The 13,046-nt window shown below is 64.3% G+C and carries 13 protein-coding genes and 1 tRNA gene; 6 read left to right on the top strand and 8 right to left on the bottom strand.

The genetic code is table 11. The features are described 5' to 3' along the window. Window positions 1-45 precede the first annotated feature (45 nt). Complete coding sequence (gene queG, locus AC3EC3_RS09885; RefSeq protein WP_488489447.1) at window positions 46-1,125, bottom strand: tRNA epoxyqueuosine(34) reductase QueG; 1,080 nt, start codon at window positions 1,123-1,125, stop codon at window positions 46-48. A 107-nt stretch (window positions 1,126-1,232) separates the two neighbouring features. On the opposite strand from queG, the gene AC3EC3_RS09880 reads away from it, so the two are divergent. Genes AC3EC3_RS09880 through msrB form a run of 3 tightly spaced genes read left to right on the top strand, consistent with a single transcriptional unit; the run spans window position 1,233 to window position 3,985 of the window. Next, window positions 1,233-2,198, top strand: coding sequence for an ABC transporter ATP-binding protein (locus AC3EC3_RS09880; protein ID WP_488489839.1), 966 nt, complete (start codon window positions 1,233-1,235; stop codon window positions 2,196-2,198). Continuing rightward, entirely contained in the window at window positions 2,195-3,448 is a 1,254-nt protein-coding gene (locus AC3EC3_RS09875; RefSeq protein ID WP_488489446.1) for an ABC transporter permease, read from the top strand. Before AC3EC3_RS09880 ends, AC3EC3_RS09875 begins: the two co-directional genes overlap by 4 nt. 45 nt (window positions 3,449-3,493) lie before the next feature. Next, the gene (msrB, locus tag AC3EC3_RS09870) at window positions 3,494-3,985 is read left to right on the top strand and encodes a peptide-methionine (R)-S-oxide reductase MsrB (RefSeq protein WP_488489445.1); all 492 of its coding nucleotides are present in this window, start codon (window positions 3,494-3,496) and stop codon (window positions 3,983-3,985) included. Between the two features lie 17 nt (window positions 3,986-4,002). Here the strand turns inward: msrB and AC3EC3_RS09865 are convergent, their stop codons facing one another. From AC3EC3_RS09865 to AC3EC3_RS09855, 3 genes are all read right to left on the bottom strand, one after another. Then, complete coding sequence (locus AC3EC3_RS09865; protein ID WP_488489444.1) at window positions 4,003-4,638, bottom strand: PilZ domain-containing protein; 636 nt, start codon at window positions 4,636-4,638, stop codon at window positions 4,003-4,005. 205 nt (window positions 4,639-4,843) lie between these two features. After that, window positions 4,844-4,928: transfer RNA gene (locus tag AC3EC3_RS09860), tRNA-Leu, on the bottom strand. A 154-nt stretch (window positions 4,929-5,082) separates the two neighbouring features. After that, window positions 5,083-5,364, bottom strand: coding sequence for an integration host factor subunit beta (locus tag AC3EC3_RS09855; RefSeq protein WP_260927710.1), 282 nt, complete (start codon window positions 5,362-5,364; stop codon window positions 5,083-5,085). A 258-nt stretch (window positions 5,365-5,622) separates the two neighbouring features. On the opposite strand from AC3EC3_RS09855, the gene AC3EC3_RS09850 reads away from it, so the two are divergent. Further along, complete coding sequence (locus AC3EC3_RS09850; protein WP_488489443.1) at window positions 5,623-7,275, top strand: peptide MFS transporter; 1,653 nt, start codon at window positions 5,623-5,625, stop codon at window positions 7,273-7,275. A gap of 125 nt (window positions 7,276-7,400) precedes the next feature. Then, window positions 7,401-7,868, top strand: coding sequence for a GFA family protein (locus tag AC3EC3_RS09845; RefSeq protein ID WP_488489442.1), 468 nt, complete (start codon window positions 7,401-7,403; stop codon window positions 7,866-7,868). 23 nt (window positions 7,869-7,891) lie between these two features. Here the strand turns inward: AC3EC3_RS09845 and dxs are convergent, their stop codons facing one another. Continuing rightward, window positions 7,892-9,814: a 1-deoxy-D-xylulose-5-phosphate synthase gene (gene dxs, locus AC3EC3_RS09840; protein WP_488489441.1), complete on the bottom strand. Its 1,923-nt coding sequence runs from the start codon at window positions 9,812-9,814 to the stop codon at window positions 7,892-7,894. Window positions 9,815-9,962: 148 nt separating this feature from the next. Here dxs and AC3EC3_RS09835 point away from each other — a divergent pair, with 148 nt between their 5' ends. Continuing rightward, window positions 9,963-10,439: a GNAT family N-acetyltransferase gene (locus tag AC3EC3_RS09835; protein WP_488489838.1), complete on the top strand. Its 477-nt coding sequence runs from the start codon at window positions 9,963-9,965 to the stop codon at window positions 10,437-10,439. Window positions 10,440-10,444: 5 nt separating this feature from the next. Here the strand turns inward: AC3EC3_RS09835 and AC3EC3_RS09830 are convergent, their stop codons facing one another. The 3 genes from AC3EC3_RS09830 to AC3EC3_RS09820 are packed head-to-tail and all read right to left on the bottom strand — an operon-like array spanning window position 10,445 to window position 13,028. Further along, entirely contained in the window at window positions 10,445-10,978 is a 534-nt protein-coding gene (locus AC3EC3_RS09830) for a response regulator transcription factor (protein WP_260925704.1), read from the bottom strand. Then, the gene (locus tag AC3EC3_RS09825) at window positions 10,975-12,303 is read right to left on the bottom strand and encodes an ATP-binding protein (RefSeq protein ID WP_488489440.1); all 1,329 of its coding nucleotides are present in this window, start codon (window positions 12,301-12,303) and stop codon (window positions 10,975-10,977) included. The genes AC3EC3_RS09830 and AC3EC3_RS09825 overlap by 4 nt, the downstream gene beginning before the upstream one ends. After that, window positions 12,291-13,028: an SURF1 family protein gene (locus AC3EC3_RS09820; protein ID WP_488489439.1), complete on the bottom strand. Its 738-nt coding sequence runs from the start codon at window positions 13,026-13,028 to the stop codon at window positions 12,291-12,293. The genes AC3EC3_RS09825 and AC3EC3_RS09820 overlap by 13 nt, the downstream gene beginning before the upstream one ends. Window positions 13,029-13,046: the final 18 nt, after the last annotated feature.

The raw sequence follows: 13,046 nt of genomic DNA, 5'->3' as shown, positions 1-13,046 counted from the left end.
AGAGTCCGTTTGAAAATTCGCGCATGCGAATTTTCAAACGGACTCTCAGGCCTCCTGCCCCGCCTGCAATCTCTCCAATGCCCACTTCGCTGCATCGGCGACCGCTTCGTCCTCGTCGCCAAGCAGCGCTTCCACCAACGGGAGCAGTTTGCGCAACCCGCTGTTACCTGCCGCATAGAGGCAGTTGCGCACGAACCGGTTGCGCCCTACCCGCTTGATCGGCGAGCCCGAGAACAGCTTGCGGAAACCCGCATCGTCCAGCGTCAGCAGATCGGCAAGCTCGGGCGCGGTTAGTTCGGCACGCGGCAGGAACGCCTTGATGCGATGCGCGGTATCGGCAAACTTGTTCCACGGGCAGACCGCCAGACAATCGTCGCAGCCATAGATACGATTGCCCAGCGCCGCCCGGAACTCTTCGGGCACCGGCCCCTTGTGCTCGATCGTCAGATAGCTGATGCAGCGCCGCGCATCGAGCCGGTAGGGGGCTGGGAACGCCGCCGTCGGGCAGGCATCCTGACAGGCGCTGCACGATCCACAGCGATCGCGACCCGGCGTTGACAGAGGTAGATCGAGGCTGGTGTAGATCTCGCCCAGAAACAGCCACGAGCCTTCCTCGCGGCTGACCAGATTGGTGTGCTTGCCCTGCCAGCCCAGCCCGGCGGCCTGCCCCAGCGGCTTTTCCATCACCGGCGCGGTATCGGTGAACACCTTCACCTCGGCATCCGGAATACCCCGCTTCGCCGCTTCGCCCACCAGCCAGCGCGCCAGATGCTTGAGCGCCTTCTTCACGACATCGTGATAATCGGCACCCTGCGCATAGACCGAGATGCGCCCGACCTGCGGCTCAGCCTCCAGCCGCAGCGGATCGAGCGCCGGGGCATAACTCATCCCCAGCGCGATGACGCTGCGCGCCTGCGGCCACAGGCCCTGCGGCGAGCGACGGTGGTGGAGACGATCAGCCATCCACTCCATCGAGCCATAGGCGCCTTCTGCCAGCCATTCTTCCAGTCGCGACGCCCGCACCTCGTCCTCGCGCGCCGACGCGATACCGAAAGCCGCGAAGCCCAGCGCACGCGCCTCTGCCTCCAGGTCTTTCGTCAGCAATTCGAGCGCGGTAGTCGTCACGCTTGCAAGGGCTCCTTTCACAGGGCACCGTCTCATCGGGCACCCGGCGGCGGCCCATAGGAGATAGTACGGTGAGCGACAACGTAGCAGATGAGCCGGGCAATGCGATGCTGGCAGAAACGCCCCCCTCCGATCGACCGCTCGCGATAGAAGCACGGGGCCTGATCAAGCGCTTCGAGGGCACCACTGCCGTCAACGGTGTCGACATTTCCGTACCCGAAGGGGCGCTCTACGGCATTCTCGGCCCCAATGGCGCGGGCAAGACCACGACGCTGCGGATGCTGCTGGGCATCATCGACCCGGACGAGGGCACCCGCCGCGTACTGGGCGCCGCGAACCCACAGGATGTCGCCCGACTGATCGGCTACCTTCCCGAAGAGCGCGGCCTCTATCCCGCCATGAAAGCCGTGGAGGCGATCGCTTTTCTGGGCGCACTGCGCGGCCTGCCCCTGAAAATCGGGCGTGAGCGCGGCCGGGCCCTGCTGGAGGAACACGGCCTTGGCCATGCCGCCGACCGGCAGATTCGCCAGCTTTCCAAGGGCATGGCGCAGCAGGTGCAGATTCTGGGCACCTTGGTCCATCATCCTCGTCTGGTCATCTTCGACGAGCCTTTCTCCGGCCTCGATGCGATCAATCAGGGGCGGCTCGAAGAGACCATGCGCGCGCTCGCCGCAGCCGGCACGACCGTGATCTTCTCCACCCACGTCATCGCCCATGCCGAGCGCCTGTGCGACGATGTTGCGATCATTGCGGGCGGTCGCGTTCCCTTCGCCGGACCGGTCGACGTCGCGCGCGACCGTATCCGCCCCCGCGTGCGGCTGGAAACCCGCGATCCCGAAGGCCCCTGGCGCCACGTCCTGCCCGCCGATACCCGGCGCGAGGGGCGCTATCACCTCTTCGCCCTGCCCGAGAGCGGCATCGAACCGCTGCTGCGTGCCCTGATCGAAGGCGATGCCGGTATCCTCTCGCTATCGATCGAGCGTGCCGGGCTGCACGATGCCTTCGTCTCCATCGCCGGAGAGGCCGCCGCGCGTGCGCTCACACAATCCACCACCGAAGGAGACGCCGCATGAAGGGCCGCCTGCCGATCCTCTCCGCCGCCTTCGTAGTTGCGCGGCGCGACTTCTTCGCGATCCTGCTCAGCCGCAGTTTCCTCTGGTTCCTGTGTGGACCGTTGTTCCCGGTTGTTATCTTCGCCCTCGCCCATGGACTGGGCTCGCATGCGGAAAAGACCGTGGCACCACCTCAGCTGGGCATTGCCATGCAGTCTGCCGACGTGGACGCCGTACTGGGCGCATACGATCGCCTGAAGCCCGAATTCGCTGCCATCCTGCCGGATCTGACAGTGGTGCAGCGGCTGGCGCCGGGGCAACATTTCGATCCCGGCACCGCGCTGCGCAGCGGCAAGGGCGAGATCGCCGCGATCCTCTCGGGCACACCGTCTGCCCCGCGCCTGACCGGCACGCAGGGGCGTCTCGAAAACTGGCGTGGTCCAACGGCGCTGCTGGCACAGGCTGCAAAAACCGGGCCAGATGCCCGTTACCCGTCGGTTACGCTGGTGACGACCACGACATCGGGCGCCAGCCAGCACGCCGGAGAACTGGCAACCGCGAAAGGCGCACAAACCCTTCTGTTCCTGTTGACGATGCTGCTGGCGGGCATGGTCCTCTCCAACCTGGTGGAGGAAAAAGGAAACAAGATCATCGAAGTTCTGGCCGCCGCCATTCCGATGGATGCGGTCTTCATGGGCAAGCTGTTTGCCATGCTGGGAATATCGCTGGTCGGCATTGCCTGCTGGGGATCGTTGGCCGGCGCGATCCTGATCGGCGGCCATGTCTCGCTGACACTGCCTACTCCTGCGGTGGGCTGGCCCGCTCTCTTCGCGCTTGGCGCCATCTATTTCATGCTGGCCTACCTGCTGCTGGGATCGGTATTCCTTGCCATAGGCTCGATGGCGACAACGGTGCGCGAAGTGCAGACGCTGTCGATGCCCGCATCGATGATGCAACTGGTGATCTTCTTTCTGGCGACCTTTGCGGTCACCGTGCCCGGCAGCCCCGGCGAGATCGCCATCTGCCTCTTCCCGTTCAGTTCTCCCTATGCGATGCTCGCCCGGGCAGCGCAGGATCCCAGGCTCTGGCCGCATCTGCTCGCCATCGCATGGCAGATCGCCTGGGTGATCGTCCTGATCCGGTTCGGCGCGCGCCTGTTCCGCAAGAGAGTCATGAAGTCAGGCCCGGCACCTGTCCGAAAGAGCCATACCGCACGTATTTTGCGCATGATGGTCGGGCGCTCCGCCAGTAAAAAACCTGCGCCCCATTGACTTCACGCCGCATGGCGCGATCTCCTGTGATGAGGAGATCGCGCCATGCCCCGATCGTTCGATCAAATATCGCTGTCCCGCCGCACCTTGCTTGCAGCCATGGGCTCCGCCAGTGCACTCGCCATCGCAGTTCCGGCAAAGGCGCGCAGCTATCCCGTCAGCTATTCCGAAGACCAATGGCGCCAGCGCCTGACGCCGGTGCAATTTGCCATCCTGCGAAAGGGCGGCACCGAGCGCGCCTATTCCTCGCCGCTCAACAGCGAGCACAGACCAGGCACTTTCGTCTGCGTCGCGGATCGCAATCCGCTGTTTTCATCAAAGACCAAGTTCGACAGCCACACCGGGTGGCCCAGCTTCTGGAAACCCCTGCCCGGCACAACACTAACGGCGACCGACCGGACTTTCGGCATGGTGCGAACCGAAGTGCGATGTTCGCGCTGCGGCGGCCATCTGGGCCACGTTTTCGACGACGGGCCACCACCAACCGGCAAGCGTTATTGCATGAACGGCGCAGCGATGATCTTCACTCCGGACTGAACCCGAGCCCCACGGTATCAAGGCGCCTCGGTAAAGCTCATCGCCTGCACGCGAGCCGAACGCTCGGCCAGTTCCTCCAGGCTCATCAATTGAGTGAAAACGAGCCCATAACCCGGATGACGGCGCCAGCAGACGGTGGCGTCGAATGGCGGCAGGCCTTCCGCTTCCAGCCGCATGCGCTGACCGATGGCGAGATGGCGCTGGGTCTCGACCCCGGCGCCCTGTCGCGACAGGTCAACGATCATCGCCACGTGCGGTTCTCCGGCTATCATCAACCGGGCCGGATGACGCAAGCGCAGGCGGATCGGGCGCTTGGGATAAGGGCCTCCCTCACCGATAAAGCGCTGAATGTCGATAGGATCGAGAAAGCGGAACCCGGCTTCGCCATCGCGGGCCCATACCATGTCGAGGGCGAAAAGATCGCCGGTCGCCATTTCCAGCGAAAGGCTCGTCATACGGGAGAGGTCGTTGAACAGTTTCAGACGCACGCCGCTTTCGGATACGTCGCGCACAATACACAGGAACTCGCCCTGATCGCCTATCAGCTTCGCGCTACGCAGCAAGAGCGCAAAGCGCGGCCGCTCGCGAAGCTCCGCACCGCTGGGCGCGACTTCGGCCGGGTAAACCGGATCGAAACCACCGACGTGCTCCATGACCTTGCCATACCCCCTTTGCCCATCCGCACAGCGGTGCGGACGAAAAAACGGTCCACTAACGCATGGCCACCCGATTCTTTGAAACTACATGCTGATGCCGCAGCCCGTGTTTTACAGTATCGCGCATTTAAAAAGTATTAATATTTGCAGGAGCATTGCGCAGCGCAGCTGCAAGAACTTGCCCAAGGGGTTGAAAAACCACTGGTACGGGCGGCGGGACTCGAACCCGCACTGGGAAGCCCAAACGGATTTTAAGTCCGCTGCGTCTACCATTCCGCCACGCCCGCCCGGTGATTGCCCGCCCTATCCTAGGTACGGCTGACAGCCCATACCAGCGTCTGCGCAGACCGCAAACGCGTTCACGGAGAATCCGTCAAAATCACGCACTTTATGCAATTTTCCAAAGCCTTGCCCCCAAAGCATGGAAAATCGCCCGACGCATCATTCGGCGTTGAGGCGCTCGCGGATTTCCTTGCCGGGCTTGAAATAGGGCACGCGCTTGGCAGGCACTTCGACGCTGTCGCCCGTGCGCGGGTTACGGCCGGTACGGCCTTCGCGCTCCCGCGTGGAAAACGCGCCGAAGCCACGCAGTTCGACACGACCGCCATCGGCCAGTCGCTGGGTGATCTCTTCGAAGAAAGTATCGAGTGCGCGCTCCACATCCTCGATGCGCAGTTCCGGATTTTCCTTTGCCAGCACATGCAGCAATTCCGAACGGATCATCGGTGTCACCCCCAAAAAAGTTTCAAAGCCACGCGAATCATTATCTTGCGTGAGCGCAGCAGCATTCGCACAGTTAAGTTGCCACCGGACCCTCAGTCACGCAATGGGTAAGGTATTGGCCTGATTTCTCATACCTGTACCACCACGGGAACGTTCGAGATGGTATTTGGCTCCCATTTACACCGTCGCACGGGTTGATAACCTCCCCGTTTCGGATCGGCGAACCGCCGACGTGCTACAGGGATGGTGGGACTTCGCATGAAGCCGATGGAAATGTGGAACGAGGGTGACTGGATCGGCGCGATTGCCGCCGTCGCCCTTTTCGTGGTGCTGATGGTGGGCGGGCTGATCGCCGCACGCCGCAGCGAGGAATTCGCAGGCCACCCGCGCGGCCTGTTCGTGCTGTTCTATGCGGAAATGTGGGAGCGCTTTTCCTATTACGGCATGCGCGCGCTGCTGATCCTCTACCTCACCAAGTTCTGGCTGTTCGACGATGGCCATGCCAGCCTGATCTACGGCGGCTATACCAGCCTCGTCTACATCACCCCGGTGCTGGGCGGCTATCTCGCCGACCGCTGGCTGGGGCAGCGCAAGGCGGTCCTGTTCGGCGGCATCGTCCTCGCGCTCGGCCATCTGGCGATGGCCTATGAGGGCCTGCACGGGATAACCGATCCGGCCACCAAGCAGGCGGACCCGGCGATCAACGTGTTCTGGCTGGCGCTGGCACTGATCATCGTCGGCTCGGGCTTCCTGAAGGCCAACATCTCGGTCATCGTCGGCCAGCTCTACAAGATCACCGACATCCGCCGCGACAGCGCCTATACGATCTTCTACATGGGCATCAACACCGGCTCGGCGCTCGGCACGATCCTGGTCGGCTATCTGGGCGAAACCATCGGCTGGTCATGGGGCTTCGGCCTTGCGGGCATCGGCATGGTGCTGGGCATGGTGATCTTCGCCTTCGGCAAGCCTGCCCTGCGCGGCAACGGCGAGCCGCCCGTCCCGCTCGCCAAGGCGCGCGAATGGATGCTCTATGGCATCGGCATCGCCTCTGTCGGCGTGATCTGGCTGCTGATCCAGTACCTCGACGTGATCCAGACCGCGCTGATCGTCTGCGGTATCGCGATGCTGGCCTATACTTTCTACGAAGCCTTCAAGCTGCCCAAGGAACCGCGTGAGCGCATCTTTGCGATCCTGTTCCTGATCGCCCTCAATCCGATCTTCTGGGGCCTGTACGAGCAGGCAGGCGGCTCACTCAGCCTCTATACCGACAAGTTCGTCGATCGCGGCGGGGTGCCGACCAGCCTGTTCCAGTCGATCAACCCGATCTACATCGTGCTGTTCGGTCCGATCTTCGCAGGGCTGTGGCAATGGCTCGCCAAGCGCGGGTGGGAGCCTTCGGCGCCTGCCAAGTTCGGCTATGCGCTGATCCAGGTCGGCCTCGGCTTCCTCGTTTTCGTGTGGGGCGCAGGCACCGACAATCCGGCGGTGATGACCTCGGTGGTCTTCGTGTTCCTGATCTACCTGCTGCACACCACCGGCGAACTGTGCCTTTCGCCGGTCGGCCTTTCCGCCATGACGCGCCTCTCGCCGCTGCATCTGGGCAGCTTCGTGATGGGCGCCTGGTTCTACATGACCGCTGCGGGCAACTTCATCGCCGGCAAGATCGGCGAGGCGACGAGCGGCTCGGGCGGTGAGATGAGCAAGGCCGTCACGCTTCACGTCTATACCCGCATCGGCTGGGTAACGATCGGCATTGCCGTGGTCGTCCTTGCCCTCTCGCTGCTGGTACGGCGCTGGATGCACCTTGGCACACTGGGCGCCGGTCAGCCCGACGAACCGCTGCTCGGCGCGGCGGAAGCCGGGCTGGAGGCCAGCGAGGCAGGCATGCATCCGGTGACGAAGCACTGACACAGCAAAAGGCCCGGAGGATCAGACGATCTTCCGGGCCTTTTGCTGTCAGCCGCACAGGCTCTTGGCGCCATGAACGCAGCCCGTCATACTCCTGTCCCAGCAGGAAAACGGGAGAGCGAACAATGACATCCGACAATCGACAGGGCGCGCAGACACCGGACACGCAGGCACCGGACACGCATGGGGGGCAATGCCACTGCGGCGCAGTCCGGTTCGAAGCGACCTTGAGCGATGGCTTCCGCTCCATCCGCCGCTGCACCTGTTCCTATTGCCGGATGCGCGGTGCAGTCGCCGTCTCGACCGAGATGGGCGGCGTGCGCATCATAGAAGGCGAAGACGTGCTGACGAGCTACCGCTTCAACACGCGGGAAGCTGAGCACTTCTTCTGCTCGCGCTGCGGCATCTACACGCATCATCAGCGTCGCTCGAACCCCAACCAGTTCGGCGTGAATGTCGCCTGCCTCGACGGCATGAGCCCCTTCGACTTTGCCGAAGTGCCGGTGACGGATGGCATCAACCACACAAGGGACACCGGCAAGCCAGCGCGGCTCGCCGGCATCCTGCGCTTCATTCCCGAAGAGCCTGCCTGACCGGCAGGCACTGACCGCCGATCTCAGGCGCGCGCCTCGGCAACGCCGGTGCTGTTGTGGCGCAGCGCCTTGAGCACGGTATCGACGATGTTCGGCGCGTTGAGCCCCGCCTCGTCGTACTGCACATCGGGCTTGTCGTGGTCCTGGAACACGTCCGGCAGACGCATCGTGCGGATCCTGAGGCCCGCATCGGTCAGCCCCTCGTCGCTCGCCATGGTGAGGACATGGGCGCCGAGACCACCGACCGAGCCTTCCTCGATCGTGATGACCACCTCATGGCTCAGCATCAGGCGGCGGATCAGGTCGGTATCGAGCGGCTTGGCGAAGCGCATGTCCGCAACCGTCGTCGAAAGCCCCTTGGCATCGAGCGTATCGGCGGCCTTGAGCGCTTCGGCCAGACGCGTGCCGAGCGAGAGGATCGCCACCTTGGAGCCTTCGCGGACCACGCGGCCCTTGCCGATCTCCAGCTGTTCGGGAACCTCGGGAAGCGCCACGCCCACGCCGTTGCCGCGCGGATAGCGGAAGGCGATCGGGCCGCTGTCGTGCTTCGCAGCGGTATGGACCATGTGGACCAGTTCCGCCTCGTCGGCAGCGGCCATCACCACCATGTTGGGCAGCGTGGCGAGGTAGGTCACGTCGAACGAACCGGCATGGGTCGCGCCATCGGCACCGACAAGGCCCGCACGGTCGATCGCGAAGCGCACCGGCAGGTTCTGGAGCGCCACGTCGTGCACCACCTGATCGAAGGCACGCTGCAGGAAGGTCGAGTAGATCGCGCAGAACGGGCGCATTCCTTGCGCCGCAAGACCTGCCGCGAACGTCACCGCGTGCTGTTCGGCAATGCCGACATCGAAGCTGCGATCGGGGAAGGTCTGCGCGAACTTGTCGAGCCCGGTGCCGGACGGCATCGCCGCGGTGATCGCGCAGATCGTCGGATCGACCATGGCTTCGGCCAGCAGCGCCTTGGCGAAGGTGCCGGTATAGCTGGGCGGACCGGCAGGCGCCTTGGCCTGCTCGCCGGTGATGACATCGAACTTCTGGACGCCGTGATACTTGTCCGCTGCCTGCTCGGCCGGGCCATAGCCCTTGCCCTTCTGCGTCACGACATGGACGAGGATCGGGCCCTCGCCGGCATCGCGCACGTTTTCGAGCACGGGCACCAGCGAATCGAGGTCATGGCCGTCGATCGGGCCGACGTAGTAGAAGCCCAGTTCCTCGAACAGCGTGCCGCCCATGGCCATACCGCGCGCGAACGATTCGGTCTTGCGCGCCGCCGTGTGCAACGGGCGCGGCAGGCGGCGGGCAAACTTGCGCGCGAGTTCGCGCAGGCCCAGGAACTTGCCCGAAGACACCAGACGCGCGAGGTAGGACGAAAGCCCGCCCACCGGCGGCGCGATCGACATGTCGTTATCGTTGAGGATCACGACAAGGCGGTTTCCGGCGGCCTCGGCGTTGTTCATCGCCTCGTAGGCCATGCCTGCGCTCATCGCGCCGTCGCCGATCACGGCGATGCCGCGCCCCGGCTTGCCCGCGATCTTGTTCGCCACGGCAAAGCCCAGCGCTGCCGAAATCGACGTGGAACTGTGCGCGGTGCCGAAGGGATCGTATTCGCTTTCCGAACGCTTGGTGAAGCCCGAAAGCCCCCCGCCCTGACGCAGCGTGCGGATACGGTCACGGCGACCGGTCAGGATCTTGTGCGGATAAGCCTGATGGCCAACGTCCCAGATCAGCCGGTCTGCGGGCGTGTTGAAAACGTAATGGATGGCAACGGTCAGCTCGACCACGCCAAGGCCCGAGCCCAGGTGGCCGCCGGTATGCCCGACGGCAGAGATCGTCTCTGCACGCAGTTCATCGGCGAGCTGGCGCAATTGTGCGGGCTTGAGCCTGCGCAGGTCATCCGGGGTATCAACGGTATCGAGCAGCGGGGTTGCCGGTTTTTCAGCCATCCAGCGGCCTTACACGCTTGGCTGGGCGGTGTCGATTATGACATGGCGGCATCCCGCAAGACCTGAGGAAAGTTCCGTGGCCCCTTCCAAGACACCGCCTATCATCCGTACCGCCCTGCCCGAAGACCTGCCCCGCCTTTCGCAGATCATGGATGCCGCTATCGCGCATCTGCAAGGCGATTTCCTGTCGCCCGAACAGATCGAATCGAGCAAGGCCGTCATGGGCCTCGACCGCCAGCTGGTGGAGGACCGGACCTATTTCGCAGCGGAGATCGACGGGAAGATCGTCGGCTGCGGCGGCTGGAGCCGTCGCGCGACTCTTTATGGCGGCGATCACTCGGCGGGCCTTCGCGAACCGCGCCTGCTCGACCCGGCAACCGAAGCCGCGCGTGTGCGGGCGATGTACACCGATCCGGCATGGGTCCGGCGCGGTATCGGTAGCGCTCTGCTCGCGCACTGCGAAGCCGCAGCCAAGGCCGAGGGCTTCACCTCGTGCGAATTGATGGGAACGGCGGCGGGCATTCCGCTCTACAAAGTCAGCGGCTACGAAGCCATCGAGCATATCGAGGATGCGCGCGGCGGAGCGCCCGTCCCGCTTATCCGCATGCGCAAGGCTTTGGCGTAAAAGCGCTAGACCTGCCGCTTTTCCAGTTTCCTGGCCAGCGTGCGGCGATGCATCCCGAGGCGGCGCGCCGCCTCGGAAATGTTGAAGTCGCACTCGGCCAGGACCTGGTGGATATATTCCCATTCCAGCGTCTTGATCGAGCTGCGCCGCCCTTCGACCGGGACGGCGGTGTTGCCCTCCCGCATACCGAAGGCCTGTTCGATATCATCGGTGTTCGAGGGCTTCGCCAGATAGTGCGAGGCCCCGAGTTTGATCGCTTCGACGGCGGTGGCGATGCTGGCAAAGCCGGTCAGCACGACGATGCGCGTTTCCGGGTCATGGGCATGCAGCATCTCGACACAGGTGAGGCCCGACGCGGCGCCCAGCTTGAGATCGACCACGGCGAAATCGAAGCTGCCGGTTTCCAGCAGCCGCGCCGCCTCGTCCGGGCTGGCCGCCGTGGAGACCACGTATCCGCGCCGCTCGAAGGAGCGCGCCAGAGTCCGCGCCAGCGTGGCGTCGTCCTCGATGATGAGAAGGCGGGGTTTGTCGTCGGTCATGTCTTGCGCCTCTGCGCCTCTGCGGGTTGCCATGCAATGGCCTCAAGCGGAATCGTGAGCCGTACTTGCGCACCACCCTCTGCACGATTTGCAACCGCAAGCCGGCCACCGAGCGTGCGCAGGACGTTGGCCGTCAGGAACAGGCCCACGCCGCGTCCCTCCGATCCCTTGGTCGAGATGTAAGGCTGGCCGATTCGCCCGATCACCGATGCCGAAAAGCCCGGTCCGCGATCCTCGACCGTGATCACCAGATCGCCCAGCCCTTCGGCCCCTTCGCGCACCGCCGCCATCCGCACGTAGGCAGGCGAGGCCTCCAGCGCGTTGTCGAGCACGTTGCCGATCACCTGCTGAAGGCCAGGATCGGAAATCACATCGAGATCCTCGCCAAGGCCATCCTCGTACAGGAAGATGCCACCGGCGCGCGGGCGCCATTCCGTGACGATATCGCCCAGCAGGGCGCGCAATCCCTCAACCTGCGGGTCTTCGCCGCGAAGCTCACCGGCCGACATCAGGATGCTGCCGACCACCGCCTTGCAGCGCTGGAGTTCGCGCTGCATGTCGGCGATGTCGGCCAGAAGGTCCGGCTCCTGGGCGATGGCGGGAATGCGGCTCCAGTCGCCGAGCACGACCGAGAGCGAGGACAGCGGCGTGCCCAGTTCATGCGCCGCGCCCGAAGCGAGCAGGCCCATGCGCACGATATGCGCCTCCTCGGTCGCCTGCTGGCGCAGCTTCGACAGTTCGCGCTCGCTGGTCCGGCGATTGCGATTGAGCTGGCCCACGAACACGACCAGCAAGACGGCTGACAGCAGGAAGCACAGCAAGCTGCCGACAAGATAGAGCCCGAACGGCTCGTTTGCATGCGTCGCCGGGAAATCCAGCGGTACGTGCGCGAAGAGCAGCAGCAGCATGCACAGGCTGGTGTTCACGGCCACCAGGACCGACCAGCGCGCCTCCAGAATGATCGCGCCGATGACGATCTGCAGCAGGAACAACGTGGTAAAAGGGTTCGTCGCGCCGCCGGAATGATAAAGTTGCCAGCACAGCGCCTCGACATCGATGGTCAGCGCGGCATAGAGTTCCCCTTGCGAGAACCGGTGGCGGCGATTGAGCAGCGCGATGCTGCCCAGGTTGACGAGGATCAACACCACCGGCGCCGCCAGCAGCGGCACCAGCGGCAGCCGAACGTCGAGCACGATCTCCACGAGCAGGATCGTGACGAGCTGCCCCGCCACGGCCAGCCAGCGCAGCCACATCAGGAGTTCGACGTTGCTCCAGCTCAGCGCTTCGCTGCGCGCCGCGCGAAAAGGCCGCGTCAGGCGGACCACGGCTCACGCCGGCGCCAGATCACGACAATGCCGGCGAGCGAAAGCGCAGCCATGGCAAACCACGTGAGCAGGTAGGAAAGATGGCTGTTGGGGAATGAAATCACGGTCAGACCGGGGACCGGACTTGCGCCCTTGGCGGGAACCGGCGTCTGCGCATCGACGAAGGCCGGATCGACCGCGCCGACCTTGTGGGCGATCGCCATCGCCAGAACATCGCGCGAATACCAGCGGTCCTGCGCCGGACGGTTGGATTGCAGCAGGCTGCCCTTGGGCTCGTTCGAGCGGAGCAGCCCTACGACCTCGACTTTACCGTTCGGCACGGCGAGCAACGGGCTGTCCGGTTTGGTGCCGTCGGGGACGAACCCGCGATTGACGTAGATTTTGCGCCCACCGTCGAGCAGCATCGGCGTCATCACCCAGTATCCGCGCCCCAGATCGGTGGAGGCAAGCGCCAGCGCGGTGCCTGACGCGTCATAGATCCCGGAAAAGCGAACGCGAAGATAGTCGATGCTGTCGCTATCATTGCTGGCTGCTGCCGCATCGAGAGCCACGCTGGGCGGCAGGGCGACAGGGGCAGCATGAACGCGGGCGTCGACCCGGGCGATCAGGGCTTCCTTCCAGGCGAGCCGGTGAACCTGCCAGATACCCAGGGCGACGAAAACGCAGGCGGCCAGCAGCAGAAGGACCGTAAGGCCCCAGGGCCGCCTGCGTGTTGGAGTGGTCATTGTTGCGAACTTGGTCGG

It is taken from the genome of Novosphingobium sp. BAM6, from assembly GCF_057784955.1.
Note: the sequence above shows the minus strand (reverse complement) of the source record. Positions and strands in the feature narration are given on the sequence as shown.

What these genes read in the sequence shown, in the direction of transcription:
- AC3EC3_RS09875 (WP_488489446.1), top strand. Translation starts at nt 2,195, where the DNA reads ATGAAGGGCCGCCTGCCGATCCTCTCCGCCGCCTTCGTAGTTGCGCGG.
- dxs (WP_488489441.1), bottom strand. Translation starts at nt 9,814, where the DNA reads ATGGCTGAAAAACCGGCAACCCCGCTGCTCGATACCGTTGATACCCCG.
- AC3EC3_RS09830 (WP_260925704.1), bottom strand. Translation starts at nt 10,978, where the DNA reads ATGACCGACGACAAACCCCGCCTTCTCATCATCGAGGACGACGCCACG.
- msrB (WP_488489445.1), top strand. Translation starts at nt 3,494, where the DNA reads ATGCCCCGATCGTTCGATCAAATATCGCTGTCCCGCCGCACCTTGCTT.
- AC3EC3_RS09855 (WP_260927710.1), bottom strand. Translation starts at nt 5,364, where the DNA reads ATGATCCGTTCGGAATTGCTGCATGTGCTGGCAAAGGAAAATCCGGAA.
- AC3EC3_RS09850 (WP_488489443.1), top strand. Translation starts at nt 5,623, where the DNA reads ATGAAGCCGATGGAAATGTGGAACGAGGGTGACTGGATCGGCGCGATT.
- AC3EC3_RS09820 (WP_488489439.1), bottom strand. Translation starts at nt 13,028, where the DNA reads ATGACCACTCCAACACGCAGGCGGCCCTGGGGCCTTACGGTCCTTCTG.
- AC3EC3_RS09835 (WP_488489838.1), top strand. Translation starts at nt 9,963, where the DNA reads ATGGATGCCGCTATCGCGCATCTGCAAGGCGATTTCCTGTCGCCCGAA.
- AC3EC3_RS09845 (WP_488489442.1), top strand. Translation starts at nt 7,401, where the DNA reads ATGACATCCGACAATCGACAGGGCGCGCAGACACCGGACACGCAGGCA.
- AC3EC3_RS09880 (WP_488489839.1), top strand. Translation starts at nt 1,233, where the DNA reads ATGCTGGCAGAAACGCCCCCCTCCGATCGACCGCTCGCGATAGAAGCA.
- AC3EC3_RS09865 (WP_488489444.1), bottom strand. Translation starts at nt 4,638, where the DNA reads ATGGAGCACGTCGGTGGTTTCGATCCGGTTTACCCGGCCGAAGTCGCG.